The organism is Desmospora activa DSM 45169 (genome assembly GCF_003046315.1).
In the GTDB taxonomy this organism is placed as follows: Bacteria; Bacillota; Bacilli; order Thermoactinomycetales; family DSM-45169; genus Desmospora; species Desmospora activa.
In genome coordinates, this window is sequence record NZ_PZZP01000001.1 from 886,039 (window position 1) to 904,178 (window position 18,140).

An 18,140-nucleotide genomic window follows, 5' to 3' on the forward strand; every position below is an offset into this window, starting at 1 on the left:
CCCCTCAAAATAGAGGGGGTATTTTTCAGTTTACCTGACATTAAGGTTTGAATAAGCGGAAGATCAGCTGTAAACGAACCGGATGTAAATGGCGGGTGAATACAGCGACAAATCGCCAGATAAAAACCTTGACGAGGGTAAAACCTTCGACTACAATAACTTGTACGGACAATTATCTCTAAGCGAAATTTGTTCGTATGTATTTTTCGTTACTCAAGGAATCGACCGATTGTTATTTGCTGTAAGTGTTCTGCTTTTTGGTTTATAAATGTAAGCGCTTTCTTGATTGGACGGCTTCATTTGTTACGATGTGTTTTTCACAGCTGGGAAGTAGCCTTAATGATGGCTCTAAAAAATAGGGCATGAGGGGGAAGAAAAGTGAGAAAGTTCTTAACCATCTTTTTGATACTCTCCTTATGTGTGGCTTCCATCAGTTGTTCCAATGAAGCTGCCGAAGAGAGAACAGAAGACGGTCGCGTAATATTAACGGGTCTAATGTTAAAACACCCATTGACCCAAGACCTATCAAAGATGGAATGGTTGGAAGAGGCAGAAAAGCGTGCGGGGGTTAAAATCAAATGGGAAGAAGTTTCCGCGGATTGGGGTCAAAAAAAAGGGCCAATGCTTTCTTCCGGTGAAATCCCCGATCTGATTATAGGAGCAAATGCGATCACGGATGCAGAATTCTCGCAATTTAAAGGTCTATTTCAAGATTTAAACGAATTAATCGATCAACACGCACCCAACGTACAAACCATGTTTAAAGAAAAACCGGAAACAAAAATCATTGCAACCCAGGTGAATGGTGCGATTTACGGATTGCCCAAATACCAGCGATTTTGGCCTGAATCCGCAACCAAACAATACATTAACCAAGAATGGTTGGACAATCTGGGCTTAGAAATGCCAACCACTTGGGATGAGTTATTTGAAGTGTTAAAGGCTTTTAAAGAAGAAGATGCAAACGGCAATGGCAATCCCAACGATGAAATTCCGATGGACTTTTCTCCACCGGGAACCGGAGGATTTGGCCATTTTCAGCCGACGGTGCTTCTGGGCAGCTACGGTATCACGTTAGCGGATGGAAGCGGTCAGGGCTACTTTGTGGAAGGCGGGAAGGTAAAAAATTTCTTTATCGATGAACGATATAAAGAGATGGTTCAGTTTCTGCATCAATGCTGGCAGGCGAAATTGATCAACGCTGAAGTATTTACGCAGGATTACACCAAATTCCAATCCGTTGCCCGTGGAAAAGGGGATACGGCAAAGGTTGGCTTTACATGGGGGTGGGTAGCATCGGATCGTTTCGGAAACCAGGTGGCATCCCAATATACCTCCATGCCTCCGTTAAAGGTATCTGCTGACGCTACGTATGACGTATCCTGGAGCTATGATTTCTACAACTTAAACTATGGAGTCAATATGGTGCAAATGTCGGCGGCAACGAAAAACAAAGAAGCAGCGATGAAATTTATCAATGAATTGTACGATCCAAAAGTGAGTATGCAGGTCTTGTTTGGTTCATTGGGGACGAATATTGCTGACAATGGCGACGGTACCTATACCGTATTGCCACCGCAAGATCAAGCGATGGATCCAGGTACATGGAAATGGACAACCACTTGGGCCGATAACGGACCGATGTATATATCTGATTCATTGGAGTTGGAACTTGGTACAGATATGCAAGAAGTAGTGGAACAAACGAAGCCATTACAGGTTGCATTTGATTTGATTGATGAGAAAAAAGACATCTTTCCTGGTACGTTTATCAAATACAGTGAAGAGGATAACAACATGCTAAGCTTACGAAATACGGAGCTGATGAATTTAACGATGTCGAAGTTTTCGCAGTGGGTTACCAAAGGTGGGATTGAATCGGAATGGGATGGGTATGTCGACCAGCTAACAAAGATGGGATTACAAGATAATATGGCGATCATGCAAAAATACTACGATGAATATAGGAGCAAGCAGTAATCATACACCACTGGGAAGATGCTATACCCGCCTCATGGATGGGTTGGCATCTTCCTTAAAAATAAAGGAGAATTTCTTATGGCTGTGATTAGTCCTCACACAAAAAAAGTGATGAAAGAGACGAAACTAAAAAAGAAACCCGCTCTCTTTACCACTTTCAAACGCGATTATCAGTTGTGGTTAATGATTCTTCCGGCGATCGTGACCGTTTTTATCTTTAATTACATCCCGATGTACGGCATTCAATTGGCTTTTCGCGAGTTTGACTTTACGAAAGGATTGACCGGCGGAGAATGGGTAGGACTCAAATACTTTACTCAATTTGTGGAAAGTTATATGTTTGTCGATCTGATGAGAAATACCCTTGTCCTTAGTCTATCCACGATTACAGTGGGTTTTCCGGCACCGATTATGTTGGCGTTGTTAATTAATCAGATTAAATGGAAAAGGGCGAAAAAGACATTACAGACAACCGTGTATTTGCCGCACTTTATTTCCATTGTCGTGTTGGTAGGTTTGTTAAATGTGCTGTTATCGCCAAACACCGGTATTGTTGGATACTTGATGAAGTTAATAGGGTTTGGGGATGTAAACTTACTGGCTTCCACCCAAACCTTTGTACCGGTGTATGTCCTTTCTGATGTTTGGCAGCATGTCGGATGGAACAGTATTATTTATTTGGCTGCACTTTCCAGTGTAGACCCACAATTATATGATGCGGCAAAGATGGATGGGGCTAGCCGATGGCAGATTATACGAAACATCGAATTTCCGGCTCTTGTACCGACGATCATTATTCTTCTCATTTTGAATATGGGGAGTATTATCAGTACCGGTTTTGAAAAAGTGTTTCTCATGCAAAATGCGTTAAATCTGCCCGTCTCGGAAGTGATCGAAACCTATGTCTATAAGATTGGGATCGTGTCAAACCAATTTAGCTATGCGGCGGCCATCGGGCTGTTTAATACCTTGATCAACTTTACATTATTGGTTTGTGTCAATGCCATTGCAAGAAGAGTTGCAAAAATCAGCTTATGGTGATGGAATTGGCGACCGGATTCGTACACAAATCAATGTTCATGGAGTGATGATCAATGGGGATCGTGAAAGATAGAAAGGTGATGGACGTCATTTTTGATATTGCTGTCTATGTGATATGTTTTGTGGTATTTTTATTGATCGCCTATCCATTATATTTTGTTGTGATTGCATCAGTGAGTGACTCGACACGGGTGGCAACGGGTGAGGTTTTATTATTTCCCAAAGGATTTAGCCTATTTGGATACAAGGAAATTTTTCAGGACCCGCGCATCTGGACAGGATACAAAAATACCATCATCTACTCAGTAGGGGGAACATTGATAAGCTTACTATTCACATTGCCGGCAGCTTATGTATTATCACGGCCTGAATTTCGAGCGAGACGTTTCTTGATGTTTTTCTTTGTTTTTACGATGTTTTTTAGCGGAGGATTAATTCCGACCTATCTCTTGATGAAAAATTTAAACCTGACGGATACAATGTGGGTGTTTATTTTTAATCCGGCAACCATCAATGTATTTAATCTGATCATTACTCGAACCTTTTTTGAGAGCAATATACCCAAGGAAATGTTTGAAGCCGCTTCCATCGACGGTTGCACCCATTTTCAATTTTTTATGAAAGTGGTTATGCCGCTATCAAAAGCGATTATATCGGTGATTGCCCTCTATTATTTTGTGTGGCATTGGAATGATTTCTTCACTGGCTTGATTTATGTGAGAGATAACAGTCTCCAACCGCTACAGATTGTGTTACGAGATATTCTTCTATCCAATCAAGTGTTTGTCGAAGGTGCGGGTACTGGTGGAAACGCAGGTGGGTACGCACAGCGATATGCTGATCAAATTAAATATGGCGTGATTATCGTATCCAGTTTGCCGGTTTTGGTTATTTATCCCTTTGTACAGAAGTATTTTGAAAAAGGGGTGATGATCGGATCGATCAAAGGTTAATCCTATGATCAAGCAGAAGACAGCGTTCATCGACTCTGTCTTCTGCTTTTTGGTATATCATGTGGGTGGTTGATTATGTCACCTTCTCCTTAATCGCTTGCACAATTCCACGACATCCCGACTCCACCAAGGTATAGGTTTCATCAAAATTTCCCGTGAAATAGGGATCAGGTACTTCTCGGTAGGAAGTGTCAGCGATAAAGTCGACAAAGCGGTGGATATTGTTTGCATTTCCTTGAGCCAATCGATTCACATCGTCAAAATTGCTGTTATCCATCACAATGATAAAGTCGAAGTCGGATAAGTCATCACGCAGGATTTGGCGGGCATGAATGCCTTCGGCGGAGATGCCTTCTCGCTTCAAAATGTTGCGGGTGCCGCGGTGGGGCGGGTGTCCTTCATGCCAGTTTCCGGTACCAGCGGAATCGACCCGAACATGATCGGCTAACCCTTCCCTGTCCAGTTGATGACGTAATACTGCTTCTGCCATAGGGGAACGACAAATATTGCCCAAACAGACAAACAAGACCGATATCAAATGGATGCACTCCTTTATTTGCGATCGTCCGATTACCAATTTATTTTATCATATAGGGAATCACTGTCTGAAACAGCTGAAGTGGAGCAAACAGGTTCCTACTTTATCGTAACAGTGAGGACTGGGTTTGTTTGACCGTGTTTGATTATGAGCGGGTTTAAAAAAAAGCTTGCATCTCTCAGTCTTCCCTTCTATAATGTCCATTATATGAAGACATTTGTATGCAATAAAGAGACGGAGAGGGGAAGGGGGGATTGTTTTGCGCAATGAAACATACTATCTGATTCGTTCCGATATGTTGCCGGAAGCGATTCAAAAAACGGTCGAGGCCAAAGCTCTCCTTGCCTCAGGAGAAGCGCAGACGGTGCAAGAAGCGGTGGAACGGGTGGAAATGAGCCGCAGTTCCTTTTACAAATACAAGGATGGAGTGTATCCCTTTAATGCTCTGATGAAAGAAAAGATTATTACGATTTCGCTTACCTTGGAGCATCGGGCAGGAGTATTATCTGGAATTTTATCGTATTTGGCTACTCAGCGAGGCAATGTGCTCACCATCAATCAGACGATTCCGCTGCAAGGAATCGCAGGGGTGACGATGTCCCTGGATACAGCGCAATTATTGACGGACATTACGACAATGTTGGAAGGGTTAAAATCCTTGGAAGGTGTAAAACAGACGCAACTGGTCTCTAGAGGAGAGTAGATAGGAGGAGTGAGAGAAACATGGCGAAGGAGGAAATCAAGGTAGGGCTGATGGGTCTGGGCACCGTCGGCTCCGGAGTGGTTCGGCTGGTGATGAATCACCAGGAAGATCTGAGACATCAGACTGGGTGCTCCATCACCATTACAAAAGTGTTGGTGCAAGACATACAGAAGGAACGTCCCGTCCATCTTCCGCCAGGGGTCGTGACGGATCATCCGGAGGAGCTGCTCCACCATGCAGACATCGATGTGGTGGTGGAGGTGATGGGGGGAATTGAGCCTACTCGCAATTATATCCGCCAAGCATTGGAAAGCGGAAAACATGTTGTGACCGCCAACAAGGATCTCATGGCGCTACATGGCGCGGAGTTGTTATCGGTGGCGGCGCAACATCACTGTGATCTTTTTTATGAAGCCAGTGTGGCAGGAGGGATTCCCATTCTGCGGGCGTTGGTGGAGGGGTTTGCCTCGGATCGCATTACACGGATGGTTGGAATCGTCAATGGCACCACCAATTACATTTTGAGTGAAATGAAGAAAAAAGGGGTAGCATTTGCGGATGCCTTGACAGAAGCGCAGCGGCTGGGGTATGCCGAAGCGGATCCCACCGCCGATGTGGATGGACTAGATGCTGCCCGCAAAATGGCGATTCTGGCTACCTTAGGTTTTCATACCGAGTGGCCGTTGGATGAGGTTCATGTGCGGGGAATCGGGGATGTAACCTTGGAGGATGTCCGCTTTGCTGCGCAGCTGGGGTATACGCTAAAACTGGTTGGAATTGCTCGGCAGGATGCTGGTAAAGTAGAGGTAGGTGTACAGCCAGCCCTACTACCTAACGAACATCCGTTAGCAACGGTGGATGGGGTGTACAATGCCGTTTATGTCCATGGAGAAGCGGTGGGGGAGACGATGTTTTACGGTCCGGGAGCAGGGGATATGCCGACTGCTACGGCGGTGGTCTCCGATTTAGTTACTGTGGTAAAGAATAAAAAGCTGGGAGTCAACGGGCGTTCGGTGGTTTCCCCCTACCGGGAGAGAAAAAGCAAACCCCCTGGTGAGATCTGGTCCAAACACTTCTTCCGTCTACGGGTTGCGGATGAGGCTGGAGTGCTGGCTGGCATTACGCGATTGTTTGCTGATGAGGGAGTCAGTTTGGAAAAGGTGTTGCAGGTGCCCTGTACACAGGAGCGGGAGGCGGAAATTATTTTGGTTACCCATCGCGCAAACGGCGAACAGTTGCTTCATATGATTAAAGGGTTGGAGGCTTTGCCGGCAGTGATTCGTATCCAAAGCCATTATCGAGTGGAAGGAGGAGAAGAGTGATGAGAAGGATGGGGATTTTAGAGCAATATCATTCGTTTCTTCCGGTGACGCCGAATACTCCTCGTCTTTCGCTGCATGAGGGCAATACCCCTTTGGTCCATTTGGAACGATTGTCAGAAACGTGGGGGGTGGAGCTCTATGCCAAGATGGAGGGTTTTAACCCGACAGGTTCCTTTAAAGATCGGGGGATGGTGATGGCGGTGGCCAAGGCGGTGGAAGCAGGCAGTCGCACCGTCATCTGTGCCTCTACCGGCAACACTTCCGCCTCAGCCGCCGCTTATGCCGCTCGTCTAGGGATACGTGCGGTGGTGGTTGTTCCAGATGGACGAATTGCCCTGGGGAAACTTTCACAAGCGGTGGTATATGGTGCCGAGGTGTTGGCAATCGAGGGGAATTTTGACCAGGCACTGACGATTGTGCGCCGCATTGCGGCTGAGTCGTCGGAGGTGACTTTGGTCAATTCCGTTAATCCCTATCGCATCGAGGGACAGAAGACCGCTGCTTTTGAGGTGTGTGAGCAGTTGGGTGGTCCACCGGACGTATTGGCGATTCCGGTAGGGAATGCGGGCAATATCACCGCTTACTGGAAAGGGTTCCGGGAATACTTTGATAGTGGTCGGATTGGAGCGCTGCCGCAAATGCATGGGTTTCAGGCTGAAGGGGCGGCCGCAATTGTACGCGGTGAACCGATTGCAGAGCCGGAGACGGTGGCGACGGCGATTCGTATTGGAAATCCGGCCAGCTGGAAAACGGCGGTAGAAGCGGCGAAGGAGTCGGGTGGTGCAATCGATGCCGTCAGCGATGAAGAGATCTTGGAGGCGTATCGGGATTTAACCCGCATGGAAGGGTTGTTTGTGGAGCCAGCATCGGCTGCCTCTCTGGCTGGAGTGAAAAAAGCGCGCCAACAAGGAAGGATTGCGGCCGGTACTAAAGTGGTTGCCGTTCTAACTGGAAACGGGCTAAAAGATCCGTCGACGGCGATGGAGGCGGTTCCGGTAAAACCCGTCCGTCTGCCAAATGATTGGGAAGCGGTGGAAGAGGCGATCCGGAAGCCGAGGGGGGCTTCCCATGCGTCCGTTTGAGGTGCGGGTTCCCGGCAGTACCGCCAATTTGGGGTCCGGGTTTGATTCGATCGGTATGGCAATCGATCGTTGGCTCACGTTACGTTTTGCACCAGCACCGGGACCACAAGTGGTTGTCGTTGATCGGCATCTGCAGGAGCTTGCCGATGATGGTGAAAATCTGATTTTACAAGTGATGGCGGATTGTTTTGCCGAGGTGAAACAGCCTTTACCCGGATTTCGGGTGGAGGTGTCAAGTGACATTCCTTTGGCCCGGGGCTTGGGGAGCAGTGCCGCCGCCATTGTTGGCGGGTTGGTGGCGGCCAATCACCTGTTGGGGCAGCGATGGGACCAGGATGCTTTGTTTCGACGGGCGGTTCAGTGGGAGGGACACCCGGACAATGTAGGCCCCTCCCTGTTTGGGGGCGTGATGATTGCTTCCTGGGATGGAGAACGGCTTGACTATGTGACGGCTCCGGCACCCACGTTCCCACTGGTGGCTGCTGTTCCACGTCTACCCTTAAAAACGGAAAAAGCCCGCCAAGTACTGCCGGACACCCTCAGCCATCGAGAAGCGGTTTTGGGGAGCAGTCGGGCCAATCTGCTGGTGGCCGCTCTCTTGACCGAGAAGCGGGAAGTTTTGGCGACCGGGTTAAAGGATTGTTTTCATCAACCCTATCGGGAGCATTTGGTTCCTGGTTTAAAAGAGGCTTTGGCCGAGGTGGCTCATCATGGGGGAATTGGCGCCTTTCTCAGTGGAGCGGGTCCCACCGTGATGGCTTTTGCCGATGACCCCGACCGGGTATGCTCGTTTTTGGATGATACCTTCGCCGCCGTCGGGGTAAAGGCAGATGTATTTCCCCTTGCGGCGGTTGCAACAGGGGCGGTTATACGATTGACATCGATGGAGGATCGTAGTACATTGTGTGGAAACATCAAAGGAGAGAATCGATGAAGGAACCTGTTGCTTATCTGGGGCCCCAGGGTACGTTTACACATGAAGCGGCCCGTCGCCTGTTTTCAGAAACAGAATATTTACTGCACCCCTGCGATTCCATTCCTGATGTGTTGACAGCCGTCGACAGCGGCGAGACGCCCTATGGTGTGGTACCGGTGGAGAATGCCATCGAAGGTTCCGTCACACTGACGCTGGATTGGTTAACCCATCATGTCGATGTTCCCATCACGGCTGAAGTGGTGGCTCCCATTAACCAATGTCTATTTTCCCATCCGGAACAGCGGGAGTTGGAGCTTTCCCGCTTCACCCGTGTGCTGTCCCATCCTCAGGCAGTGGCTCAGTGTCGGGGGTATCTACGTCAGCATATACCGGATGCGGTGATCTCCTATGTGGATAGTACTGCCGATGCGGCCCGTCGTGTCAGCGAGCAGGGACGAGACCGCTGGCTGGCGATCGGACCGCGGTCAGCGGGGGAACTGTACGGACTGGTGCAGCGGGATACGGCTATCCAGGATTATGAAAACAATATTACCCGCTTTATCGCTGTCGGCAAAAGAGTTCCAGAGTGTGAGCAACCGCGATGCTATAAGACGAGTTTACTTTTCTCCCTGCCGCAGGATTATCCGGGAGCGCTGTTTGATGTGTTGGCTTCCTTTGCCCGCCACAATATCAACATGACCCGGATTGAATCGCGTCCTACCAAAAAAAGGTTAGGCACTTATCGCTTTTTTATCGATGCCGAACAGAAACAGGATCATCCGGCGATGAAGCGTGTAATGGAAGAGATCGAGGCTCAAGGTTGTCCGGTGAGGCTGCTCGGTTCCTATCCTTGTTTTTCCGACAGTGGGAAGAATTCGTCGGAATCGCTTGACAATCACGATCAAGGGGCCTATAATCATCGTTAAAATTAAATCCTGCGATACGATTCAGGAGGGTGCCTAGGGTTCCGCTTCCCCTTTGGGAAGGTCTGGTCCAAGCGGTACCAACACCTGTAATAAAGGTGTACACCGTGGGGACAAAAGCCCCGTGCGGCAGGTTCTGAACTTGGCTTTGCCTGCGCACGGAGGCTTTTTGATATGGAAAACCAACCGGAGGTGGAGAGAACTTATGGAAGAGCGTTGGGTGTACATGAATGGTCGCTATGTAAAGAAAGAGGAGGCGACAGTATCGATTTTTGATCATGGATTCCTGTATGGGGACGGAATCTTTGAGGGAATTCGTGTCTACGACGGCAATGTCTTTCGGCTACGGGATCACCTGGTGCGACTGTATGAATCGGCACATTCGATCATGCTGGATATCCCGCTGGATATCGATGAAATGGAGCAGGCGGTAGTGGAAGCAGTTCGCAAAAACGAATTGCGCGATGCTTATATTCGGTTGGTTGTTTCCCGAGGAAAAGGGGATTTGGGCCTTGATCCTTCCAAATGTAGCAATCCGCAAATAATCATCATTGTCGATCAGGTTCGGTTGTTCCCACAAGAAACCTATGAGCGCGGTTTGAAGATCATCACCGTTCCCACCCGACGCAATGTGCCGGATGCACTTAATCCCAAAATTAAATCCCTAAATTATCTGAACAACATTTTGGTTAAGATTGAAGCCAATCAAGCAGGTGTCGGCGAAGCCTTGATGCTAAATGCTGACGGTTATGTGGCTGAAGGCTCCGGTGATAATATCTTTCTGGTGAAAAAAGGAATCGTTTACACGCCACCGGGGTATGTAGGCGCTTTAGACGGTATTACCCGGCAGGCGATTATCGATCTGTGTCAGCGCCATAACTACACGGTAAAAGAAGAACCCTTTACCCGCCACGATGTTTATGTCGCTGATGAAGTGTTCCTTACCGGTACGGCCGCAGAAGTGATCGCAGTGGTAAATGTGGACGGGCGTACCATTGCCGACGGTGTTCCTGGCCCGGTAACCCGTCATCTTCTACAAGAATTTCGCAAGCTGGTTACTGTTGACGGTATCCAGGCGTTTCCGAAAAAAGGAGAAACTGCAAAAGAAAAAGTGGCGACCGAACCGGTGGGGTAAACGAATGTCGATGCTGCTCGACATGAAAAAAACCGACTTTTCTCCAATTGGAGAGAGTCGGTTTTTTGAGGCATTAGGCCTGTCAAGTCGCATGTGCCAGGTGATGAGAGTCCATTTATCATCCAAATGCCGACAGGAGACCCCCGGTAGCCGTGGGGTTTCTGACAAGCCGGATTAATACTACAGGTTTTGCCAATGGATCACCACACTAACCCGATCATCTCCTTACATTGCCCGCAGCCGGCGGATTCGTTCTTCAGCAGGCGGGTGGGTGGAGAAGAGTCCCGCCATTTTCTTTTTAAGGGGATCGGAGAAATAGAGCATGGCGGAGGTGTTGGATGCTTCTCTTACCGGCTCCCGTATTCCAGCGATCTTTTCCAGTGCGGAGGCGAGCGCATAGGGGTTGCGACATAGTTCAGCGCCACTGGCATCCGCTAAATATTCGCGATTGCGGGAGATGGCCAGACGGATCAGTGTCGCGATAAATGGAGAAAGGATTAACAACACGACCGCCGCAATGGCGATGATTGGATGGACATTGCGATTTCTTTTTCCAAAGAGTAAGATCCGTGATCCAAAGTCGCTCAAAATGGCAATAACCGATACCAGTGCCAGAGCGACCGTGGCGAGACGGATGTCGTAATTTTTGATATGAGCCACTTCATGGGCCAGCACCGCTTCGATCTCTTCCCGGTTAAGGCGTTCCATCAACCCTGTCGTTACCGCTACCGCTCCATTTTTGGGAGAGATGCCGGTAGCAAAGGCGTTGGGGCTGGCATCCTGAATGATAAAAATCCTTGGTGTGGGAATTCGTGCTGCTAGCGCCAACCCCTCTACTGTATGCCATAGGAAAGGGTTATCTTCTGATCGCTTCACTTCCCGGGCATGGTTCATCGCCATCACGACGCGAGTGCTAGATAATACCATAAACAAGGTATAGCCAATCGCCAGGATACCGGCAAATACCGCTCCCCACAACGGTTCCCCCACCTGAACATAGCTGACGCTGGCTCCCACCAGTAAAACGAACAGGATAAAAAAGAGGATAATCAGGACAGATTTACGCTTATTCGATTCAATCTGTTTGTGTAAAAGCATAGTTAATGCCTCCTTCGCTTAGAAGGAGACCTTCACGTTTTGGCGTTCTTCGGCGGGGATGCTCAACAGATCTCGACGCTTAAAGCCGTGAATGGAGGCGATGATGTTTGTGGGGATGGTTTCCACTTTGGTGTTGTACTCCATCACCGTCTTGTTGTAGCTCTGGCGGGAGTAGGAAATTTTGTTTTCCGTACCTGCCAGCTCTTCTTGTAGCATCATAAAATTTTCATTCGCTTTTAGTTCCGGGTAAGATTCCGATAAGGCGAACAAATTTTTGAGTCCAGCGGAAATCTGGTCGTTTGCCGTCATTTCATCATTGCGGGTGTTGCCTTGCGAAAACATGCGGTTGCGCGCTTCAATCACTTTTTCAAGGGTTTCTGTTTCGTGTTTGGCATATCCCTTTACCGTCTCCACGAGGTTGGGGATTAGATCATAGCGCCGCTTCAGTTGGACATCGATTTGCGCCCATGCTTCCTCTACCCAGTTGCGATACTTGACGAGGGAGTTGTAGTTGATGATCCAGAAAAGAATGAAGACGGCCACAACAATTCCAACGATTAATAGTGTCATCGGGTTGCCTCCTCATGGATAATAGATAGAAATCTTATGAATCAATCCCTTTTATTATATGAAAAGGATAAGGGAAATGAAACTCCCGGTGTCCACTTTTATCGCAATCTCTGAAATCGAAAGGCTGTGCAGGAACATATCCGTTATAAACGGAATATGAGAGGAGACTAAGAGGATGGACAGGAGTGATGGTTGATGGAAATTCCTTTCACCGAGCGAGATGTTGAAGCGTTACAACAGGAAGCGGTAGCGTGGCGGCGTCATCTACATCAGTATCCGGAGTTGTCGTTTCAGGAGAGAGAAACCTCCCAGTATATCGTTGATACCTTGCAAGCCATCGGAGGAATGGAGCTCTCCCGCCCCACTCCTACCAGTGTGGTCGCTCGGCTTGTGGGCGATCGTCCCGGACGAGTGGTGGCCTTGCGCGCGGATATTGATGCGTTGCCGATTCAGGAGGAAAATGACTTCGCTTTTACATCCAAACAAGCGGGTGTGATGCATGCCTGCGGCCATGATGGACATACGGCGATGCTATTGGCTGTGGCAAAACTGTTTGCTGCATACAGGGAAGCGATCGTCGGAGAAGTTCTGTTTATCTTTCAACATGCGGAGGAGTTACCTCCAGGTGGAGCCGAGGAATTGGTAGAGGCTGGGGTGTTGGACGATGTAGATGTGGTAATCGGTACGCACTTGTGGGCGAGCCTGGATGTAGGGAAAGTAGGCGTCATCCATGGTCCGGCGATGGCGGCGGCAGATCGGTTTGAGATTACGGTACAGGGACAAGGGGGACATGCGGCAGGGCCGCATAACACCATTGACAGCATTGCCATCGGTGCACAGGTGGTTTCCAATCTCCAGCATGTGGTATCTCGCAATACCGATCCATTGAATCCGGTTGTCCTTTCCGTCACCAAATTTGTCGGTGGCAACAGCTTCAATATTATTCCCGGAACGGTTCAAATCGCAGGAACAGTCCGTACGCTGGACAACGATGTACGCGAACAGGTTCCCACCCTGATGGAACGAGTGATAAAAGGAATTACGGAGGCTCACGGTGCCGGATATGATTTCACTTATGATCGCGGCTATCGGCCCCTGATCAATCAGCATGATGTAACTCGGTTTGTTGAGGAGACGGCGAAAGAGGTGATGGGGGCCGACAATGTGGAGCGCTTACGTCCCAGCATGGGCGGCGAAGATTTTTCCGCTTATCTCCAACGGGTACCGGGTACTTATTTTTTCACTGGGGCTGGAAACAGCGAAAAAGGGATTTCATATCCTCATCATCATCCGCGTTTTACTATCGATGAAGATGCACTTTTGTACGGGATTCATATTCTCGCCCGCTCCGCTTGGAAGCTGCTGCATACAGAGAAAAACGAAAATGTTTTCGCCATTTTATAAAGATCGTTTGCATGAGGTTGGTAGTTTTTAAAGGATGGTAAGATGTTGTTGAAGAGGGTGAATCGATTAGTAGATTGAAGGGAAGGTCCGTAGCAGGGCCTTCTTTTTTGGTCTTTCTAAACGTTCAGGATTGCCGTAAACAGGAAAAACATGCTATCATTATTGAATCATTGATTTATAGAAACGGGTGATGTTAGGTGGCTCAGATTCATATTGATCGGGATGCTTTGGTCGTGTCGACTCAAGGGGCGGAAAAGCTGGGGTTATGGAATTTGCGGGCTCAAGTGGAAGAGGAGGAAATGCTAAAGCTGGTCGAGGATTTTTTACGGGAAATGGTAGAATACCAGAAAAAAAGCGGTCGACACCTACAGCCGGAAGAGACTGTAGCCTGGGGAAGTTGGGCGGTTCAGTGTAAGGAAGTGGATGGCCATCTAGAGTTTTGGGAATTTCAAGGGGATTGGACTGATGTTGAGCCTGGAGTTACCCGTACGATGGCTTATATGGCGATGATGTTAGCAGCACGGGAAGAACTGGGGGCAGAGGAGGTAGCCCCACCGCTGGCCACCCAATTGGTGGTGATAACGGACGATGTACTGCAAGGACAATTACCGGTAGAAGGAATCCGCTATTTGGAAGAAGATACGCAAATGTCCGGCTGGTGGCTGATAACGGAAGGATATGACGGGAATGAAGAGGACTTGAAATCAGCTCCCTTGTATCAGATTTTTGAATCCTGTCCTCACCTGATCCCGTTGGTCGGCCTACCGGCAGGCTATCGCTTTCGACTGGGGGAGGAAGGGTGTGAGATCCTGTTCGATTCCGAAGTGATCGAAGGGAGTCAGAAAGAACAAGAGGTTTAGCGCGTTTGGCATCTAGGAGTGTATACATAACTCTTTCTCCCGCTGGTGAAGTGGAGAGAAGTAGCAACCGCAACCTGTACGCACAGGTTGCGGTTGTTGTTTGGTAACCAGTATGGTTGAAGAACCAAGGTGAGGGTAATCGGCAGTGTCAGGGTTAGATCTGTTTGATGGCCTTGGCGATTGGGGTATTGCCGGAGACGAGATCGAAGGCACGGTTAAAGGTGTGCTTTTCATCAAGAACGGCTATAATCGTTCGTGCCACATCCTCCCGCGGGATGGTGGCTCGCTCCAGGTTTTCGGCGGCGGTCACCTTTCCGCTTCCCGCATCGTTGAGTAATCCTCCGGGACGGATGATCGTGTAAGTTAGGTTGCTTTGTTCCAGGGCGCGATCGGCGTAATGTTTGGCTACGAAGTAGGGCTTAATCTTTTCGCTCCAGTTTTCCCGGTTGTGTGCCTGGATGGCACTCACCATGACAAAACGCTCAATGCCTGCTTTTTCGGCGGCTTCCATCGTTTTTACGGCGCCGTCCAAATCGATCAACAAGGTTTTGTCCGGCCCAGTGGCGCCCCCGGAGCCGGCGGTAAAGACAATCGCTTCACACCCGTTGGCGGCTTCCGCGATGCGGTCCACGCGATCATCCAGGTTGGCCACCACCGCTTCCACACCGGTATTTTGATACGTCTTCGCCTGCTCTTCTTTCCGGACCATCGCCCTGACGGTGTGCTCCTCGCTCTCTTGTAAGAATTTCACCAGATGTCGGCCGATTTGTCCATTGGCTCCAACGACTAAAACTTTCATTGGGTAGGTTCCCCTTTCGTTCCTTTATGTAAATCCGGGAGAAAGCCTCGCGGATATTTATTTTCCTTCCCGCTTGCTCTGATACGCAAACAGTTTCAGATTCTAAAGGTGTATAAATTGAATAGGTAGGGTAGAAGATCCAGGTGAGATGTCTTCAAAGAAAGAAGGTCAAAGTAATGACTTCCGCAAACAGCAAAAAAATCCATGAAATTCCCTTTTCCGTACTGGATTTGTCTCCGATTGTCGAAGGTGCCACTCCTGCCGAATCGCTGCAAAACACGCTTGATCTCGCCCAACGAGCCGAAGCGTGTGGGTATAAGCGGTTCTGGGTGGCGGAACACCACGGCATGCCCGGTATCGCCAGTGCAGCCACTTCCGTTGTGATCGGCCATGTGGCGGCTGGGACCTCCCACATCCGGGTGGGTTCCGGTGGTATTATGTTGCCCAACCACGCTCCTCTAATCATCGCTGAGCAGTTTGGTACGTTGGAATCGCTTTATCCCGGTCGAATCGACTTAGGACTCGGACGTGCCCCCGGCACAGACCAGCGTACCGTTCGTGCCCTGCGAAGGGAAAACCGAAGTAGCGGACAAGATTTCCCGCAGTTATTGGACGAGTTACGCGGCTATCTCGATCCGGACCCCGCCTTCGGCTTTAATCCCGTGCGTGCCATCCCTGGTGAAGGGTTAAATATCCCCATCTGGTTGTTGGGATCCAGCGATTTTAGTGCTCGATTAGCGGGAAACCTTGGGCTACCCTTTTCCTTTGCCAGTCACTTTTCCCCAGAGTATACACTGCCAGCGTTGAAGTTGTATCGGCAGAGCTTCCAGCCGTCGAAGTCCTTGGAACGGCCCTATGTGATGGTAGGGGTAAATGTCGTGGCAGCAGATAGCGATGAAGAGGCGCAATATTTGGCGACATCGATGCAGCAAGCCTTTTTAAATATGATCCGCAATCGGCCGGGTCAGCTTCCGCCTCCAGTAAAGGATATGGACCAACTTTGGCAGCCCTTTGAAATGGTGGCAGTCGAGCGGCAGCTGAGCTCTTCCATCATCGGCAGCCCGGAAACGGTGAAGGAGAAGTTACAACAATTCCTCGATGAAACCCAGGCGGATGAGATGATGGTTCAAACCCAGGTGTTTGATCATAAAAAACGGCTCGCATCTTACAAAACCGTGGCGGATTTGGTCAGGGATAAGGGGGAGAGCGGTTCATAGTCGGAATGATGGTGATGTGGAACAGCGAGACGGGTTCACCTGAGAAGCGTTCCAAAGTTAATCGCGATACGACTACAAAAAAAGGCATCCCGCCGATGTGAGACGGGATGCCTTTTTGCTTCTTATTTTAACCATTCCGTATGGAAGGTGCCTTCTTTGTCAATGCGCTGGTACGTATGGGCACCAAAGTAGTCCCGTTGCGCTTGAAGTAAGTTGGCGGGTAGGCGTGCGCTGCGGTAGCTGTCATAGTAAGCGAGTGCACTGGAGAGGCCCGGCACGGGAATTCCTTGCTGGATGGCGAGGGAGACCACTTTGCGCCAGGAATCCTGGTAACGGACGACGATCTCCTTAAAATAGGGTGAGAGGAGCAGATTGGCCAGTGCTGGCTCCGCATCGTATGCTTCCTTGATGTTTTGCAGGAAGCGAGCCCGGATAATACAGCCGCCGCGGAAGATCATAGCGATGCTGCCGTAATCGAGATCCCATTCGTATTCCTCGGAAGCGGCCCGCATCTGTGCAAATCCTTGGGCATAGGAACAGATTTTACTGGCGTAGAGGGCCTGACGAATCGCTTCAATCCACTCTTCTTTATTTTCGACACGGGTGGCTGTGGGACCCGGCAACACTTGAGCGGCTTGTTCCCGTTCCGTTTTCATCGCCGATAGGAAACGGGAGAAGACAGATTGGGTGATAATGGAGAGGGGTACACCGAGATCGAGGGCGCTTTGGCTGGTCCATTTTCCTGTCCCTTTTTGTCCCGCTGTATCCAGGATGACATCCACCATCGGTTTTCCGGTTTCTTCATCTTTTTTGGTAAAGATGTCGGCAGTGATTTCAATCAGATAACTATCCAGCTCCCCTTGGTTCCATTGGGAAAATACCTGGTGCAGCTCATCTGTGGAAAGTCCCACTACCTCTTTTAAGAGATGGTACGCCTCGGCGATTAATTGCATATCCCCGTACTCAATGCCGTTGTGCACCATCTTCACATAATGGCCGGCACCATCAGGGCCGATATAGGTGGTGCAGGGTTCCCCGTTAACCTGAGCAGCGATAGCGGAAAAGATGGGAGCCACCTGCTCATAGGCGCTTCGTTGTCCACCGGGCATGATGGAGGGGCCCTTTAAGGCTCCTTCCTCACCGCCGGAAACGCCGGTACCGACAAAGCGCAGTCCGGCGGCTTCCAGCTCCTTACTGCGGCGAACGGTATCCTGGAAAAAGGTGTTGCCACCGTCGATCAGGATGTCCCCTTCATCCAGTAACGGCTTCAGCTGTTCAATTGTCGCGTCAGTTGCAGGACCCGCTTTTACCATCAGCATAATTTTGCGGGGGGATGCAAGCGATTGAACAAATTTCTCCAATGTGTAGGCAGCAAAGACATTTTTTCCGGCGGCTTCTTGTACAAACTGATCCGTTTTTTCACGGGAACGATTGTACACCGAGACGGAAAAACCTTTGGATTCCATATTGAGGGCCAGGTTTTTACCCATGACGGCTAAGCCGATTACACCGATCTGTTGCTTTGACAATGTGGTTCAATCCTTTCTGTCATCAATGTCCCTGAAGAAAGAATAACGGTCTGGGAAAGAAAAGTCCACC

At 49.3% G+C, this 18,140-nt stretch carries 17 protein-coding genes and 1 riboswitch; of the genes, 12 read left to right on the top strand and 5 right to left on the bottom strand.

The window, feature by feature from the left end:
- Positions 1-378 precede the first annotated feature (378 nt).
- From C8J48_RS04285 to C8J48_RS04295, 3 genes are all read left to right on the top strand, one after another.
- The gene (locus C8J48_RS04285) at positions 379-1,980 is read left to right on the top strand and encodes an extracellular solute-binding protein (RefSeq protein WP_425430444.1); all 1,602 of its coding nucleotides are present in this window, start codon (positions 379-381) and stop codon (positions 1,978-1,980) included.
- Between the two features lie 111 nt (positions 1,981-2,091).
- Positions 2,092-3,021 carry an ABC transporter permease gene (locus C8J48_RS04290; protein WP_107727579.1) on the top strand — a complete coding sequence of 310 codons (930 nt, stop codon included), beginning with the start codon at positions 2,092-2,094 and terminating at the stop codon, positions 3,019-3,021.
- 80 nt (positions 3,022-3,101) lie between these two features.
- Entirely contained in the window at positions 3,102-3,974 is an 873-nt protein-coding gene (locus C8J48_RS04295; RefSeq protein ID WP_425430472.1) for a carbohydrate ABC transporter permease, read from the top strand.
- Between the two features lie 73 nt (positions 3,975-4,047).
- Here C8J48_RS04295 and C8J48_RS04300 read toward each other — a convergent pair whose 3' ends face one another.
- Positions 4,048-4,512, bottom strand: coding sequence for a low molecular weight protein-tyrosine-phosphatase (locus C8J48_RS04300; protein ID WP_107725115.1), 465 nt, complete (start codon positions 4,510-4,512; stop codon positions 4,048-4,050).
- A 253-nt stretch (positions 4,513-4,765) separates the two neighbouring features.
- Between C8J48_RS04300 and C8J48_RS04305 the strand changes: the two genes are divergently transcribed.
- From C8J48_RS04305 to ilvE, 6 genes are all read left to right on the top strand, one after another.
- The gene (locus tag C8J48_RS04305; protein WP_107727580.1) at positions 4,766-5,215 is read left to right on the top strand and encodes an ACT domain-containing protein; all 450 of its coding nucleotides are present in this window, start codon (positions 4,766-4,768) and stop codon (positions 5,213-5,215) included.
- Positions 5,216-5,235: 20 nt separating this feature from the next.
- Positions 5,236-6,537, top strand: coding sequence for a homoserine dehydrogenase (locus C8J48_RS04310; protein WP_107725116.1), 1,302 nt, complete (start codon positions 5,236-5,238; stop codon positions 6,535-6,537).
- Positions 6,537-7,619 (top strand): threonine synthase, encoded by a 1,083-nt coding sequence (thrC, locus tag C8J48_RS04315; RefSeq protein WP_107725117.1) that lies wholly within the window; start codon positions 6,537-6,539, stop codon positions 7,617-7,619. Before C8J48_RS04310 ends, thrC begins: the two co-directional genes overlap by 1 nt.
- Complete coding sequence (gene thrB / locus C8J48_RS04320; protein ID WP_170105150.1) at positions 7,606-8,553, top strand: homoserine kinase; 948 nt, start codon at positions 7,606-7,608, stop codon at positions 8,551-8,553. Before thrC ends, thrB begins: the two co-directional genes overlap by 14 nt.
- Positions 8,550-9,461: a prephenate dehydratase gene (gene pheA, locus C8J48_RS04325; protein ID WP_107725119.1), complete on the top strand. Its 912-nt coding sequence runs from the start codon at positions 8,550-8,552 to the stop codon at positions 9,459-9,461. The genes thrB and pheA overlap by 4 nt, the downstream gene beginning before the upstream one ends.
- A 22-nt stretch (positions 9,462-9,483) precedes the next feature.
- A riboswitch (guanidine-I (ykkC/yxkD leader) is annotated at positions 9,484-9,589 on the top strand.
- Positions 9,590-9,663: 74 nt separating this feature from the next.
- Positions 9,664-10,593 (top strand): branched-chain-amino-acid transaminase, encoded by a 930-nt coding sequence (gene ilvE, locus C8J48_RS04330; RefSeq protein ID WP_107725120.1) that lies wholly within the window; start codon positions 9,664-9,666, stop codon positions 10,591-10,593.
- Between the two features lie 225 nt (positions 10,594-10,818).
- Here the strand turns inward: ilvE and htpX are convergent, their stop codons facing one another.
- On the bottom strand, positions 10,819-11,691 hold the full coding sequence (htpX, locus tag C8J48_RS04335) for a zinc metalloprotease HtpX (RefSeq protein ID WP_107725121.1): 873 nt from the start codon (positions 11,689-11,691) through the stop codon (positions 10,819-10,821).
- Between the two features lie 18 nt (positions 11,692-11,709).
- Complete coding sequence (locus tag C8J48_RS04340; protein WP_107725122.1) at positions 11,710-12,261, bottom strand: LemA family protein; 552 nt, start codon at positions 12,259-12,261, stop codon at positions 11,710-11,712.
- 195 nt (positions 12,262-12,456) lie between these two features.
- Here C8J48_RS04340 and C8J48_RS04345 point away from each other — a divergent pair, with 195 nt between their 5' ends.
- Entirely contained in the window at positions 12,457-13,665 is a 1,209-nt protein-coding gene (locus C8J48_RS04345; RefSeq protein WP_107725123.1) for a M20 family metallopeptidase, read from the top strand.
- A 197-nt stretch (positions 13,666-13,862) separates the two neighbouring features.
- Complete coding sequence (locus C8J48_RS04350) at positions 13,863-14,525, top strand: immunity protein Imm33 domain-containing protein (RefSeq protein ID WP_107725124.1); 663 nt, start codon at positions 13,863-13,865, stop codon at positions 14,523-14,525.
- Between the two features lie 154 nt (positions 14,526-14,679).
- Here the strand turns inward: C8J48_RS04350 and C8J48_RS04355 are convergent, their stop codons facing one another.
- A complete protein-coding gene (locus C8J48_RS04355; RefSeq protein ID WP_107725125.1) occupies positions 14,680-15,324 on the bottom strand; it encodes an SDR family oxidoreductase in 645 nt (214 codons plus the stop codon).
- A gap of 176 nt (positions 15,325-15,500) precedes the next feature.
- Here C8J48_RS04355 and C8J48_RS04360 point away from each other — a divergent pair, with 176 nt between their 5' ends.
- A complete protein-coding gene (locus C8J48_RS04360; RefSeq protein ID WP_107725126.1) occupies positions 15,501-16,541 on the top strand; it encodes an LLM class flavin-dependent oxidoreductase in 1,041 nt (346 codons plus the stop codon).
- Between the two features lie 122 nt (positions 16,542-16,663).
- On the opposite strand, the gene gndA is transcribed toward C8J48_RS04360, so the two are convergent.
- Positions 16,664-18,070 carry an NADP-dependent phosphogluconate dehydrogenase gene (gndA, locus tag C8J48_RS04365; protein WP_107725127.1) on the bottom strand — a complete coding sequence of 469 codons (1,407 nt, stop codon included), beginning with the start codon at positions 18,068-18,070 and terminating at the stop codon, positions 16,664-16,666.
- Positions 18,071-18,140: the final 70 nt, after the last annotated feature.

What these genes read in the sequence shown, in the direction of transcription:
- htpX (WP_107725121.1), bottom strand. Translation starts at nt 11,691, where the DNA reads ATGCTTTTACACAAACAGATTGAATCGAATAAGCGTAAATCTGTCCTG.
- C8J48_RS04345 (WP_107725123.1), top strand. Translation starts at nt 12,457, where the DNA reads ATGGAAATTCCTTTCACCGAGCGAGATGTTGAAGCGTTACAACAGGAA.
- C8J48_RS04290 (WP_107727579.1), top strand. Translation starts at nt 2,092, where the DNA reads ATGAAAGAGACGAAACTAAAAAAGAAACCCGCTCTCTTTACCACTTTC.
- ilvE (WP_107725120.1), top strand. Translation starts at nt 9,664, where the DNA reads ATGGAAGAGCGTTGGGTGTACATGAATGGTCGCTATGTAAAGAAAGAG.
- C8J48_RS04360 (WP_107725126.1), top strand. Translation starts at nt 15,501, where the DNA reads ATGACTTCCGCAAACAGCAAAAAAATCCATGAAATTCCCTTTTCCGTA.
- C8J48_RS04355 (WP_107725125.1), bottom strand. Translation starts at nt 15,324, where the DNA reads ATGAAAGTTTTAGTCGTTGGAGCCAATGGACAAATCGGCCGACATCTG.
- C8J48_RS04340 (WP_107725122.1), bottom strand. Translation starts at nt 12,261, where the DNA reads ATGACACTATTAATCGTTGGAATTGTTGTGGCCGTCTTCATTCTTTTC.
- thrB (WP_170105150.1), top strand. Translation starts at nt 7,606, where the DNA reads ATGCGTCCGTTTGAGGTGCGGGTTCCCGGCAGTACCGCCAATTTGGGG.
- C8J48_RS04295 (WP_425430472.1), top strand. Translation starts at nt 3,102, where the DNA reads ATGGACGTCATTTTTGATATTGCTGTCTATGTGATATGTTTTGTGGTA.
- thrC (WP_107725117.1), top strand. Translation starts at nt 6,537, where the DNA reads ATGAGAAGGATGGGGATTTTAGAGCAATATCATTCGTTTCTTCCGGTG.
- pheA (WP_107725119.1), top strand. Translation starts at nt 8,550, where the DNA reads ATGAAGGAACCTGTTGCTTATCTGGGGCCCCAGGGTACGTTTACACAT.
- C8J48_RS04310 (WP_107725116.1), top strand. Translation starts at nt 5,236, where the DNA reads ATGGCGAAGGAGGAAATCAAGGTAGGGCTGATGGGTCTGGGCACCGTC.